This window comes from Rathayibacter sp. AY1C4 (genome assembly GCF_002932195.1).
In the GTDB taxonomy this organism is placed as follows: Bacteria; Actinomycetota; Actinomycetes; order Actinomycetales; family Microbacteriaceae; genus Rathayibacter.
This window is the reverse complement of record NZ_PSWE01000037.1, coordinates 1-12910: the sequence shown is the minus strand read 5'-3', so window position 1 is coordinate 12910 and position 12910 is coordinate 1. Positions and strand designations below refer to the sequence as shown.

Genomic DNA, 12910 nt, shown 5'->3' with positions numbered 1-12910 from the left:
CGATCCGCCGCCGGCTAGTCCTTCGGCAGCCGGGCGATGCCCTTCGCGAGGTGGGCGGTGAAGGCGGCCGTCCGCCGGCGGCGGCCGAAGGTCTGCAGGAGCCGGCTCTCGAGGGTCGCGCGGTCCAGCTGCGGGTCCGTCCGGAGGAGGAACTCGGCCGCATTGGCGATCTCGCGAGGACTGATCTGGAAGAGCGGACGATCCGCGCCGCTCGTGTTCGGCCGGAACTCCGACCACGTCTCCGGATCCAGTTCCGGCGGCCACACGAAGCGCTCGCGGTCGATCACCACCTCCGACGCCTTGATCTGCCGCCGGATCTTCTCGATCCGCGTCGAGTGGACCCGCTGCAGACCGAACGAACGGCCGACGAGCGTCGCAAGCCGCTCGAGCTCGATCGGCCCCTCGAACGCGGTGATCTCGGCGACGACTGCGCGCACCTTCTCCTTGGCCGCCTTCTTCGGCAGATCGTCGAGGACGGCGACGTCGCCGACGGACACCACGGTCCACGGCTCGAACTCGGTGCGCGACGCACCGATGGTCGGAGTGGAGGCTGCGTCCTCACGCACGAGGACGGCCTGATCGGGGACGACGTCCTCCTCCTTCTCGGCCGGCTCCACCCCGGCCGGCTTCTCCTCCTCTGCCACCCCGGGCGGGGCGGCCGTCGGCACGATGCCGTACTCCTGGACGACGGCGAGCATGGCGGTCTCGCGCAGCTCGCGGGCGGCCGGCAGACCCTCGCCGTCGTCGAACTGCTCGAGGAGGCGGACGACGAAGTCCTGCGTCCGCCAGGCATCGAGGCCGGTGAAGTCGTCGTTGTGCGCCCAGCGGTTGCGGACGATCCTCAGCTCGCTCCCCAGCGTCGAGACGACCCGGGTGGACGGATCGTCGAACGGGTACTTGAGCCCGCCGAGGCGCTCGGTCAGCATGCGGAGCTGAGCCTGCAGATCCGCGGAGTCGTAGGTGCGCTCCGGATATCCCTTCGCCCGGTCGAGCTCGCGCAGGACAGTGGGCCACTCGAGAGTTCCGAGGACGTGAGCCAGCTTGCGGGTGAGGATGTCGTTCAGCCGGTGTGCCAGGTGATCCAGCCCCGACTGCACGGAGGCGCGGGCGTGGAAGTCGCCGGTCGCAGTGGTCATGGTGATGCCGTTCGAGAAGAGGGAGGGAGGCCGTGGAGGTGGGGGCGAGTGACGCGGAGCCGTCAGGCGCGGTGTGCGCGGCTGGTGATCTCGGCGAGGACGGCCTTCTCCGCCGCGTTCACGTCGCCGTCCACGGCCGCCACTCGATGAGCCGCGTCGAGCACGTCCGAGAGGTCGTCCTCCTCCGAGGCCATCCGCTCCCAGACGTCCTCCGGGTCGATGTCGACGACGCGGGCGAGCCGCTCGTCGATCACCTCGTGGGACTCCCGCACCAGGGCGATCAGGTGCCGCATCAGGAGGATCTCCTCGTCCGAGATCCGCTTGTCCGCGTTGATGACGAGCCAGGCCGTCCAGAGCATGAGCTGCGGGTGACGCGTCCGCCGGCTCAACCCCGTCGCGACCTCGATCACGCTCGCCTCGTTGCGGAACACGGTCTGGGCGTGGCGACCCACGAGGACCGTCGTCCAGCGATTGATGCCGATCGCGAGCGGTACTCCGGCTGCCGGAATGGCGATCTTGACGACGTTGCGCTGCAGGAGATATTTCCCGACAACCGGAAGACCTTTGGCCGCCGCGAGGGCGGGGCCGGAGTAGAACCGCTTCACGAAGGGTCGGATCAACGCTGGTGCCGCCTTCAGCACTCCCTCTCTGACGACCTCTCCGCCCTTGATGGTGAAGGCGACCCGGATGAGCTTCCACAGATCCTCGGGGTCCGAGGGATCCAGTCGGATCCCGTAGAGGACGGAGACGTCCCAGGCCAGGCGGACCTGCAGCTGGGTGAGAAAGGCGATGTCGACCATGACGGTGACGCCTGCAGCCGGGAGTGTGAGCGGGCTCGCTCCTCCGAGACTGCCGAGGGTCGTGATGATCGCCGCGGTGTAGGCGCCGGCGGACAGGCCACCCTCGAGCGCCGCATAGTTCGCCGCCGTCTTGATGCGCCGGTCGACGATCCCGTCGGCCGGGACGCCCTCGTACTTCCGCTGGAAGTACTCCGCATCGACCTTCTCGGTGTAGGTCTTCAGTGACTGGGCGAGCAGTTTCTCGAACCAGTTGCCGGACTTCAGGTCGTCCGCCGTCAGGCTCGACAAGAACTCGCGCAGCTTGCCCGTCTCCTCCGCGAGGTCGGCCCGAGCCGCCTCGTCATCCTCGGCGGGCTCGTCGACGGTCGGGTTGTTCGGCATGAGGGCTCCCCCGGGAGTGTTCGACAGGTGTCCGTCAGACTGCCACGAACCGGAGACACCGTCGGCGTCGGAGGGTACGGCTCCCTCCTCCTCGCGGGTCATCCGAGGGCCAGCGTCCACGAGCCGTCCGCGGTCACGGAGACCACGGAGGGGCCTGCGCTGAGCGGGACGGTGCCCGAGTAGGCCCCGATCTCGTTCACGAGCAGCCCGAAGCCGAAACCGCCGGTCTCCTCCTGCACCACGAAGTTCGCCGTGCCCTGGTGCGAGGCGGTGAGTCGGGAGGCGTCGCCGGAGTAGAGGAACACGGCGTCCCCTGTGCCGCTCGGAGCGAGTGCCGGACTCGCCGAGACGGGGTCGAAGCGCAACGTCCACGGGCCGCTCGCGGTGATCTGGGCGGAGGCGCCGGTGCCGAAGGAGTTGAAGCCGTAGACGGTCACTCCCGAGTAGGAGCCGATGGTGTTGACCAGCAGCTCCCCGGTCGAGGCGTTCTGCGCGTCGATGATCTGCACCGCGAAGTTGCCCTCGCCCGAGTACTCGGCAGTGACCACTCCTGCGGTCGCGCCGGCGGGCAGCGTCACGACGCTGTCCCCCGTTCCCGATTCGGTGACGGAGGCGAAGGTGCCGAACTCGTCGGTCGCCCACGCGGCGGTCTCCGCGGTCTCGTCGACCACGGGCTCGGGCTCGGGCTGCGCCGTCCGGGCCGGCGCGGGCTCCGGAGAGGCCTCGGCCTCGGATGCCGCGGGCGCCGACTCGGCCGGCTCCGGCTCGGCGGAGGAGGCGGCCGCGGCGGAGGCGGCCGCGACCGGGCGCTCCGGTGCAGGATCCCGCGAGCCGGACACCGCGCCGACGACGACCGACAGCGCGAGGAGGCCCGCGGTCACGGCGATCGCCGGGACCTTCGCGCGGGAGTAGCCCTCGAGCGGCCTGCCCCGCCCGTCCCGGGTGGCCCCGGTCAGCAGGAGGATCAGGTCGACGAGCACCCAGATCCCGAGTCCGCCGAAGGTGATCAGCTTGAGGATCGCGGTGCCGGGCTTGCCGAGGTAGAAGCGGTCGGCGCCGAGGCCGCCGAGAAGCAGGGCGAGCAGCCAGGCGGTGAGGAAGGACTTCTGAGAAGTGGTGGACATGAGGGTCTCCGTTCAGGGTCGTGCGGGTCAGTCGCGGTGGCGCTCGAGGACGAGATCGAGTCCGTCGTCGGGGTGGTAGCCCCAGGAGGCGTCGAGGTCGTCCCAGGACGCCTCCTGCCTGCCGTCGAGGGCACGGGTGCTGTCGATGCGCGTCAGGACGCTGTCGGGCACGTCGACCTCGGTGAGAACGCAGGCGACGTCCGCGAGATCAGCTCCGGGGCTCTCCGCGCCCTCCGTCTGCATCGAGAGGCTCGTGCCGTCGTCACCGAGTGCGAAGTACCCGCCGGGCGAGACATCGCACGTCTCGAGAGCTGTCTCGATGGCGGTCGGCCCGACCGAGCCGACGGCGGAGCCGATCGCCGGCAGGACCCAGAGCCCGAGGACGATCCCGATCAGGAGGCCGCCGGCCGCCGTCACCACCGGCAGGACCCGGGGAAGGGCGGGTGCCACCCCCCGTCGCTGCGGACCGGCGAGCGCGGAGGTGGTGCCGTGCTCCGCGGCGGGGACGTCAGGCCTCGGGGCGAGGCCCTCCGGAGCGGGGGCTGTGCTCTCCGCCGGGTGATCCGTGTCGTCGGTCGGGAGAGCGCGCCGTCCCCGCTCGGGAGCGAGCTGATCCGGCTGGGGAGCGGGGTAGGTCGGCTCGAGGCCGGTCTGGTCGTCGGCCATGATCAGTACCTCGGCAGCGAGAGCAGGTTGTCGGACTCGACGCCGTTGGACGTCGTCGCGATGTACCGGCGGCCGGCGCCGGAGCGCCGGGTGATCACCTGGGCCTCGGCTCCGGTGCGATCGTTGTGGGAGCGGAAGACCGCCCCGCTGTCGATGCGCCCGACGATGGAGCCGACGGGCTCGGAGTGCAGGGGGCCGGTGGCGCGGACGGAGTGCTGGACCGCGACGATGTGCTCGTTGCGGGTCCCCGGTGCGGTGACGGAGATGCGGCGGATGTAGGGCATGTGGCCTCCTCGGCGACGGTGCGGCGGCGGGTGCTGCTGCGGTGGTGAGAAGACTGGAGGCTGGTGCTGTCCGACCGCGCAAAGGACTGCGATAAGCGCCCTTATCGCCGTGTACCGCCACAAGGTTTCAGAACCCAGTAGCTTCGAGACACCGAACCGCACCGGCCGAGGAGGAGCGATGACCGACACCCTGCTGTCCCTGTCCGACATCGCCGCGCTCGCCGGCGTCCAGCGCCCGACGGTCTCGGCTTGGCGCTCGCGGGCTCGCGGCAGCGCCGCGCCGTTCCCCGCGCCCGTGACAGGAGCGGTCGGCTCGGAGCGCTTCTCCGCCGGTGACGTCTCCGCGTGGCTCGCTGCCACCGCGAAGGGCAACAACCCGGACGCGACTGCGGACGTCCTCTCCTTCGGTCGAGCCGCGGATCGCGAGCCCGACGCCTTCGACGCCCTCGTCGCTCTGCGCGCGCAGCTCGGCGAGGAGCTGGCCGCCGTCGACGATCTCGTCGCGACGGCTCGCGGAATCGACCCCGGCGACGCCTGGCTCGTCTCCGAGATCGAGGCGCTGGGACCCCGCCTCGTGTCGGCCGCCCTCGAGGCCGATGCCGCTGTCGAGGCGGCCTGGACGCCCGGCGCGGCCTTCGACCGGGCACGACCGGCCGCTCCCGAGCGCACAGCACTCGACCCGGAGGCGGAAGCTCTCGTCGCCGACATCGCCCTCGTCCTCGCAGGAGGCGACGCCACCGGGACCGTGGTCGACCCGACCGGCGTCTGCGCAGCGCTGATCCTCTCCGTCGGCATCCGCGCGGGCGACGGCGGCGAGATCGACGCCGTCCTCGGAGCTCCGTCCGACGCGAGCGCCGGACGCCGCGCGCGCCGACGGCTCGCCTCTCACGGTGTCCGCTGGCGCGACCTCAGCCTCGACGAGGAGACGAGCGGGAGCGCCGTGGAGACCCTCGTCGCGCAGTTCCCGCACGAGGGGGCGACGACGACCGCGGCCGTCCCCGTGCTGGAGGCGATCGACGAGCTCCTGCTCGGCATGCCCTCCACTCAGCGCGGGGTGATCATCGGCCCGGCCGCGGCACTCTGCGATCGCCTGCCGGCCGCCGCAGCGAACCTTCGGCGAGACGCGCTGCGCGACGGCCGCATCCGAGCGATCGTCCGACTCCCCGAGGGCCTTCTCCCCGCTCATCCCCGTCAGTCCCTCGCCCTGTGGGTCGTGGGCCCGGCCGACGGCAGAGTCGAGGAGGGTCGGCGGTGGACCCTGCTCGCCGACGTCGGTGAGCGGACGCTCGACACGGCGGTGCGGTCGCTGGTCGTCGGCGACGTCTTCGCCACGATGGGCCGGGCGGCCGATCTGAGGGCGCACGCGTTCGCGTTCGGCCGGGTGGAGGCCGCCTCCGCGGTGCTCGCCCAGGCCGGCTCCCTTCTGACGCAGCGCAGCCGCGGGCCGCGAGTGGGCCGCGTCCCGTTCGACGCCGCCGCTGCGCGAGCCGTCCGGATCGAGCAGCTCCTCGGAGACGTCGGCGAGAGGGTCGCGGACCTGGCCGCCGAGCCGGTGGCGGCCGACGCCGAGGTCGCGTCACTCGCTCCGCAGCCGATCGGCGCCCTGTGCACCTCGAAGGCTCTGCGCTACCGCGCGGGCACCCGCCTCACCGAGGCCGAGATCGGAACCACCGGCCACGGCGTGCTCGGTCTGCCCGAGCTCCTCGGCGAGACCGAGCGGGGCTCGCGCCGCGTCGGGATCCTCGAATTCGAGCGGGCGCACGGACGATCAGCGCGCACCCAGCCCGGCGACATCGTCTTCTGCACCTCGCCGCTCGCCGCGATCGTCGACCACGAGGGCGGCTCCGTCGTCGCCTCCCCCGCCCGCATCCTCTCGATCGTGGATCCGGCGTCGGGCCTCGTTCCCGACCTGCTCGCCGCCGACATCGCTGGTCGGCCCCCGGGCTCCCGCCGCTGGCGCGACTGGACAGTGCGACGGGTCGTGCCCGAGCGAGTCCCGCCCCTGATGTCGGCGCTGTCGCGCATCATCGAGCTGCGGGTCGAGACCGAGCGTCGACTCCAGGCCCTCGGCGAGCTCGAGACCCTGATCTCCGATGGCGCCGTCCACGGCAGCATCCGCCACCCTCTTCTTCCCACCCGCACCGAGACCGCCGCCGACGACGTCGACGGCACCGCACAGAAAGGCAGCTGATGGCACCCCGCCTCGCCAAGACCGCCGTCCCCCTCGCTCCGTCGACGATGAAGGAGCTGAAGGACACGCTCTGGAAGGCCGCCGACAAGCTCCGCGGCTCGATGGACGCCTCGCAGTACAAGGACGTGATCCTCGGGCTCGTCTTCCTCAAGTACGTCTCCGACGCCTTCGAGGAGCGCCGCGCGCAGATCCGTGCGGAGCTGACCGCCGACGGCCTCGACGACGACCAGATCGGCGAGCTGATCGACGACGTCGACGAGTACGTGGGCCGCGGGGTGTTCTGGGTACCGGCGCCCGCGCGCTGGGGCCACCTCGCCGAGAACGCGAAGGGGACCGAGGCCACGGCGGCGGAGCCCGCGCGGTCGATCGGCGAGCTGGTCGACGCGGCGATGGGCCTCCTGATGGAGCACAACAGCGGTCTCGCCGCGACGCTGCCGCAGATCTTCAACCGCGACAGCGTGGACCAGCGTCGTCTCGGCGAGCTCGTCGACATCTTCAACTCCGCGCGCTTCACCGGCGAGGGTTCGACGCGCGCCCGCGACCTGCTCGGCGAGGTCTACGAGTACTTCCTCGAGAAGTTCGCCCGCGCCGAGGGGAAGCGCGGTGGCGAGTTCTACACGCCGTCGAGCGTCGTCCGGGTGCTCGTCGAGGTGCTCGAGCCGCACGAGGGCCGGATCTACGACCCGTGCTGCGGATCGGGCGGCATGTTCGTGCAGACCGAGAAGTTCCTCGAGGCGCACGACCGCGAGGGCAGCGACCTCTCCGTCTACGGGCAGGAGCTCAACGAGCGGACCTGGCGTCTCGCCAAGATGAACCTCGCCATCCACGGACTCAACGGCAACCTCGGCCCGCGCTGGGAGGACACCTTCCGCCGCGACCAGCACCCGCAGCTGCAGGCCGACTTCGTGCTCGCGAACCCGCCGTTCAACGTGAAGGACTGGGCGAGGAACGAGGAGGACCCGCGCTGGGCCTACGGGGTGCCGCCGGCCAACAACGCCAACTACGCCTGGATCCAGCACATCGTCTCGAAGCTCGCGCCCGGCGGCAGCGCCGGCGTGGTGATGGCGAACGGCTCGATGTCGTCGAACTCCGGCGGCGAGGGTGCCATCCGCGCCCAGCTCGTCGAGGCCGACCTGGTGCAGTGCATGATCGCGCTGCCCACTCAGCTGTTCCGCAGCACCGGCATCCCGGTCTGCGTCTGGTTCCTGGCGAAGGACAAGACGCCGGGGCGCGGAGGCGTCACCGACCGCCGTGGCGAGGTGCTCTTCATCGACGCCCGGAACATGGGCTACATGGTCGACCGCGCGGAGCGGGCGCTGAGCGACGAGGACATCGCGACGATCGCGGGGACGGTGCACGCCTGGCGCGGAACGCGATCGGCGGCCGGCGCCGCCTACGAGGACAGGGCGGGCTTCTGCTACTCGGCGAAGAACGCCGAGATCGCGGCGAACGACTACGCGCTCACTCCGGGTCGCTACGTCGGAGCGGCCGAGCTGGCCGACGACGGGGAGCCGCTGGAGGAGAAGATCGCGCGCCTGCGCGGCGAGCTCCTCGCGGCGATGGACGAGTCCGACCGCCTCGCGGCGGTCGTGCGCGAGCAGCTGGAGCGTGTGCTGTGAGGATTGCACTGAGAGACGCCATGACGGTCACGCACGGCTATGCGTTTCCCGGCTCCGGTTTCGGCACGAACGAGGATGCCTATCAGGTTCTGACTCCCGCCAACTTCCGAATAGGCGGAGGATTCAAGCACGCTTCCCCGAAGTCCTACACCGGACAGTTCCCGGAGAAATTCATCCTCCCTCCGGGTAGCCTGGTGATCTCAATGACAGACCTCAGTAAAGCTGGCGACACGCTCGGATCTCCTGCGCTACTGCCGGAAGGTCGCACCTATCTTCACAACCAGCGCATCGGTCGAGTGAGCATTCACCGACCGGACCTACTGGATATTCGATTCGTGAATTATTTTCTGCGATCGACTCCGTATCGAGATCACATCCTCGGTACCGCAAGCGGTAGCACGGTGCGACACACCAGTCCGGACAGAATCCTTGACTTCATGACGGAGTTGCCGACCCTATACGAGCAACGAGCGATCGCGGAGGTGCTGGGCGCACTCGACGACAAGATCGCCGCCAACCAGCAGAGCTCCCACTTGGCGTTGCGGTTAGCTATTCTCTCCGTACCAACCGGCATGCCGAAAATTCGGCTTGGAGCGGTAACAGCCTACAACCGCTCATCCATCAACCCGGACGGCGTCCAAGAGCCTCGAGTCAAGCATTACAGTCTTCCGGCATTCGATGCCAGTAAGGTCCCGACCACTGAATCTCCTCTCAATATCAAGAGCTCGAAAGTCCTTCTATTAAATCCCGTCGTGCTCCTTTCCAAATTGAACCCCCGGACTCCTCGCATCTGGGAGGTCCCTTCGATCGACGGCATATGCCTCGCCTCTGGTGAATTCCTTGCCCTCGAGCCGATCGGTTTCTCGACGTCAGCCCTTTGGGCAGTCCTCTCTCAAAAAGAAGTGACGAGAGCACTGGAAGAACGTGTTTCAGGGACTTCAGGCAGCCATCAGCGTGTGCTCCCGAATGATGTCCTCGCTCTTGAGATCCACGACCCAAACGAGATGAGCGACTCCCTTCGTGACCTCATTGGAGCATCAACAGCCCTGAGTCACTCACTCTCGGTGGAGAACACTGAACTCTCGAGGCTCCGCGACACCCTCCTCCCCGCCCTCATGTCCGGCAAGCTCCACGTCAAGGACGCAGAGCGCGCCGTCGAGGACGTGCTCTGATGGCCGGGTTCTCGGAGGCGCAGTGGGAGGAGCTCGCCCTCGACCGGCTCGGCGAGGAGCACCTGATGTGGCGGCCGCTCCGCGGCGAGCAGATCGCTCCGGGAAGCGGCGAGCGCGACTCCTGGTCCGAGCTGCTCATCCGCCCGCGACTGCTCTCGGCGCTGCAGAAGCTGAACCCCACGATTCCGCCGACCTACCTGGCACAGGCGGCGGCCGAGATCTCCACGCCCTCCTCGCAGGACGCGATCACCGAGAACCACCGCATCCACCGGTTCTTCGTCGAGGGCTACCGACTGACCTATCTCGAGGCCGACGGCACCGAGCGCAATGTCACGGTGCGGCTCCTCGCCGCCGAGGCCGACGACAACGACTGGCTGGCGGTCAACCAGGTCACGATCCAGCAGGGCGACCACAAGCGCCGCTTCGATCTCGTCCTCTACCTCAACGGCATGCCGGTCAGCATCCTCGAGCTCAAGCGTGCCGGCAGCGACGCGACGAAGGTCGCCGCCGCCCACGCGCAGCTGCGGACCTACCTGCGCGAGTTCCCGCTCGCGTTCCGGTTCTGCGTCTTCACCGTCGCCTCCGACGGGCTCGAGGCGCAATACGGCACGCCTTTCACGCCGCTCAATCACTTCGCGCCGTGGAACGTCGATGAGGAGGGCAAGCCGGTCGGCCGCGACGAGCGCGAGGACGGCAACGTCATCACTCCGCTCGAGCGCGCCCTCGACGGCCTCTACAACCAGACGCGGTTCCTGCAGATCCTGCGCCACTACACCGCCTTCGACCAGGGCGGCGAGGGCCTCGAGAAGCGCATCGCGAAGCCGCACCAGTACTTCGCGGTGGCCAAGGCCGTCGGCCGCACGATCACCGCGGTCGACAGCAACGGCAAGGCGGGCGTCGTCTGGCACACGCAGGGCTCGGGCAAGTCGATGGAGATGGAGCTTTACACGAACCTCGTCGCCCGGCACCCGCATCTCAAGAACCCGACGGTCGTCGTCATCACTGACCGCACCGAGCTCGACGGGCAGCTCTTCTCGGGATTCGAGCGCAGCCTCCTCCTGCCCGAGAAGCCGAAGCAGGTGACCAGTCGAGCGGAGTTGCGCGAGCAGATCGGCAGCCGGCTCACCGGCGGCATCTACTTCACGACGCTGCAGAAGTTCGGACTGAGCAAGGAGGAGCGCGACGCGAAGGCCGCGCACCCCCTGCTCTCCGACCGGCGCAATGTGATCGTGATCGTCGACGAGGCGCACCGCAGCCACTACGACGACCTCGACGGCTACGCCTGGCACCTCCGCAACGCGCTGCCGAACGCGACCCTCATCGCCTTCACCGGCACCCCGGTCAGCTTCGACGACCGCGACACCCGCGAGGTCTTCGGCGACTACATCGACATCTACGACCTCAGTCGCGCGGTCGAGGACGGCGCCACGGTGCCCGTCTCGTTCGAGCCGCGCCTGATCAAGGTCGAGCTGGCCGAAGGGGTGAGCCAGGAGCTGATCGATGCGGCCGCGGACGAGTTCACCGTCGGTCTCGACGAGACCGAGCGCACCCGCATCGAGCAGAGCGTCGCCGTCATCAATGCGCTCTACGGCGCACCGGAGCGGATCGACGCCCTCGCCGCCGACATCGTGCGGCACTGGAGCGAGCGCAGCGAGCGGATGAAAGCGACCATCTCCTCGCCCGGCAAGGCGATGATCGTGGGGGCGACGCGCGAGATCTGCGCCCGCCTCTACTCCGCGATCGTGGCGCTGAAGCCCGAGTGGCACGGCGACGGGACGACGAGCGGTCGGATCAAGGTCGTCTACTCCGGCACCCCGTCCGACGTGTCGCCGGTCGTCGAGCACGTGCGCCGCGACTCCGAGAACGCCGTCATCAAGAAGCGGATGAAGGACGTCGACGACGAGCTCGAGCTGGTCATCGTGAAGGACATGATGCTCACCGGCTTCGACTCGCCGCCGCTGCACACCCTCTACCTGGACCGACCCCTCAAGGGTGCGCTGCTCATGCAGACACTGGCCCGTGTCAACCGCACCTTCCGCGGCAAGCAGGACGGACTGCTCGTCGCCTACGCCCCGCTCGTCGACAACCTGACGGCGGCTCTCGCCGAGTACACGGCGGCGGACCAGGCCGAGAAGCCCGTCGGCCGCAACGTCGACGAGGCGGTGGCGATCGCTGTCGAGATGGTCGCCGAGCTGCGCCAGCTGCTCGCCGACCACGACTGGCGGGCCGAACTCGCTTCGGCGCACCCGAAGGCGTACCTCAACGCCGCGTCGGGAGCCGTCAACTTCCTCCGCTCGCGGTCGAAGTCGACCGCCGAGGGCCAGGAGGATCCGGCAGCGCGGTTCCGCGCACTCGCGAGCAAGCTCTCGCGGGCGTGGGCGCTGGCCTCCGGAGCGCAGAACCTCGCCGAGCTCCGTCCCGAGATCTCGTTCTACGAGGACGTCCGCATCTGGATGGCCAAGTTCGACGCCGAGGAGCGGCAGGCGAACGGCGAGCCGATCCCCGCCGAGATCGAGCGCCTGCTCGGTCAGCTGCTCGCCCAGGCGACCGCGACCGGCGAGGTGCTCGACATCTACGACGCCGCCGGCATGCCCAAGCCGTCCCTCGACCAGCTCACCCCCGAGTTCGTCGAGAAGACGCAGAAGGCGCGCAACCCGCACCTGGCGATCGAGGCGCTGCGCAAGCTCCTCGTCGACGAGTCGAGCGCGGCGACCCGGAACAACGTGGTGCGCAGTCAGGCCTTCTCGGCACGGATCGCGGAGCTGATGACGAAGTACACGAATCAGCAGCTGACCTCGGCCGAGGTCATCGCGGCGATGGTCGAGCTGGCGAAGGAGATCTCGGACGAGGCCGACCGCGGCAAGCGGTTCGACCCTCCGCTGAGCAGCGACGAGGTCGCCTTCTACGACGCGGTCGCGCAGAACGAGTCGGCAGTGACGCTGCAGGGCGAGGACACGCTCGCCCAGATCGCCCGCGAGCTCGTGCAGACGATGCGCCGCGACGTGCGCACCGACTGGACGGTCCGCGACGACGTCCTCGCGAAGCTCCGCTCGTCGATCAAGCGGCTGCTCGTGCGCTACCGGTACCCGCCGGACCAGCAGGCCGGCGCCATCAAGCTCGTGATGGAGCAGATGGAGTCGATGGCCCCGCGGTACGCGACGGAGCGGGAGGCGGTGCTGTGAACCGTGTGTTCGTGACAGCGGACGACACCTCGAGGTCTGAGACGCTGACCCCGACATCGCCAGAACCGACGTCGGCCTGATTCATCGATCATCGCGCGACGCCACCACCACACCGCTTCGAGCGGACAGCCCGCCGGCTGAACACGAACCATCAGAGGGGAACGACCATGACCGAGGACCAGACCATCGAGACCGTCGACGAGGCGATCGCCGTCGAACCGATCACGCTTCAGACCGAGCTCCCAGCGGAGGAGGCCGTCCACGACATCGCGAAGGCGGTCAGCGCCCGCCACACGATCGCGCGCAAGTACGTCCTGAGGCTGCGGCGCAGGCGCCCCGATGCGACGCCCGCCGA

The 12910-nt window shown here is 69.4% G+C and carries 9 protein-coding genes and 1 pseudogene; 5 read left to right on the top strand and 5 right to left on the bottom strand.

Annotated features, from left to right (window positions below):
• Positions 1 to 14: 14 nt before the first annotated feature.
• The 5 genes from C5C99_RS14935 to C5C99_RS17235 all read right to left on the bottom strand — a co-directional run bounded on the left by C5C99_RS14935 (position 15) and on the right by C5C99_RS17235 (position 4391).
• On the bottom strand, positions 15 to 1136 hold the full coding sequence (locus C5C99_RS14935; protein ID WP_104340314.1) for a DUF3320 domain-containing protein: 1122 nt from the start codon (positions 1134 to 1136) through the stop codon (positions 15 to 17).
• Between the two features lie 62 nt (positions 1137 to 1198).
• Positions 1199 to 2317, bottom strand: a complete 1119-nt coding sequence (locus tag C5C99_RS14930; protein WP_104340313.1) for a TerB family tellurite resistance protein — start codon at positions 2315 to 2317, stop codon at positions 1199 to 1201.
• 98 nt (positions 2318 to 2415) lie between these two features.
• A complete protein-coding gene (locus tag C5C99_RS14925) occupies positions 2416 to 3441 on the bottom strand; it encodes a TM2 domain-containing protein (RefSeq protein WP_104340312.1) in 1026 nt (341 codons plus the stop codon).
• A gap of 27 nt (positions 3442 to 3468) precedes the next feature.
• Positions 3469 to 4107: a hypothetical protein gene (locus C5C99_RS14920; RefSeq protein WP_104340311.1), complete on the bottom strand. Its 639-nt coding sequence runs from the start codon at positions 4105 to 4107 to the stop codon at positions 3469 to 3471.
• 2 nt (positions 4108 to 4109) lie between these two features.
• Positions 4110 to 4391, bottom strand: coding sequence for a DUF3892 domain-containing protein (locus tag C5C99_RS17235; protein WP_104345916.1), 282 nt, complete (start codon positions 4389 to 4391; stop codon positions 4110 to 4112).
• Positions 4392 to 4569: 178 nt separating this feature from the next.
• Here C5C99_RS17235 and C5C99_RS14910 point away from each other — a divergent pair, with 178 nt between their 5' ends.
• From C5C99_RS14910 to C5C99_RS14895, 5 genes and pseudogenes are all read left to right on the top strand, one after another.
• Positions 4570 to 6582 carry a hypothetical protein gene (locus C5C99_RS14910; RefSeq protein WP_146085528.1) on the top strand — a complete coding sequence of 671 codons (2013 nt, stop codon included), beginning with the start codon at positions 4570 to 4572 and terminating at the stop codon, positions 6580 to 6582.
• Positions 6582 to 8201 (top strand): class I SAM-dependent DNA methyltransferase, encoded by a 1620-nt coding sequence (locus C5C99_RS14905; RefSeq protein ID WP_219813637.1) that lies wholly within the window; start codon positions 6582 to 6584, stop codon positions 8199 to 8201. Before C5C99_RS14910 ends, C5C99_RS14905 begins: the two co-directional genes overlap by 1 nt.
• Positions 8198 to 9373 (top strand): hypothetical protein, encoded by a 1176-nt coding sequence (locus C5C99_RS16895; RefSeq protein WP_146085527.1) that lies wholly within the window; start codon positions 8198 to 8200, stop codon positions 9371 to 9373. The genes C5C99_RS14905 and C5C99_RS16895 overlap by 4 nt, the downstream gene beginning before the upstream one ends.
• Positions 9373 to 12555, top strand: a complete 3183-nt coding sequence (locus C5C99_RS14900; RefSeq protein WP_104340308.1) for a type I restriction endonuclease subunit R — start codon at positions 9373 to 9375, stop codon at positions 12553 to 12555. The genes C5C99_RS16895 and C5C99_RS14900 overlap by 1 nt, the downstream gene beginning before the upstream one ends.
• A gap of 167 nt (positions 12556 to 12722) precedes the next feature.
• Positions 12723 to 12910: pseudogene (locus tag C5C99_RS14895) on the top strand (hypothetical protein); the annotation flags it as partial.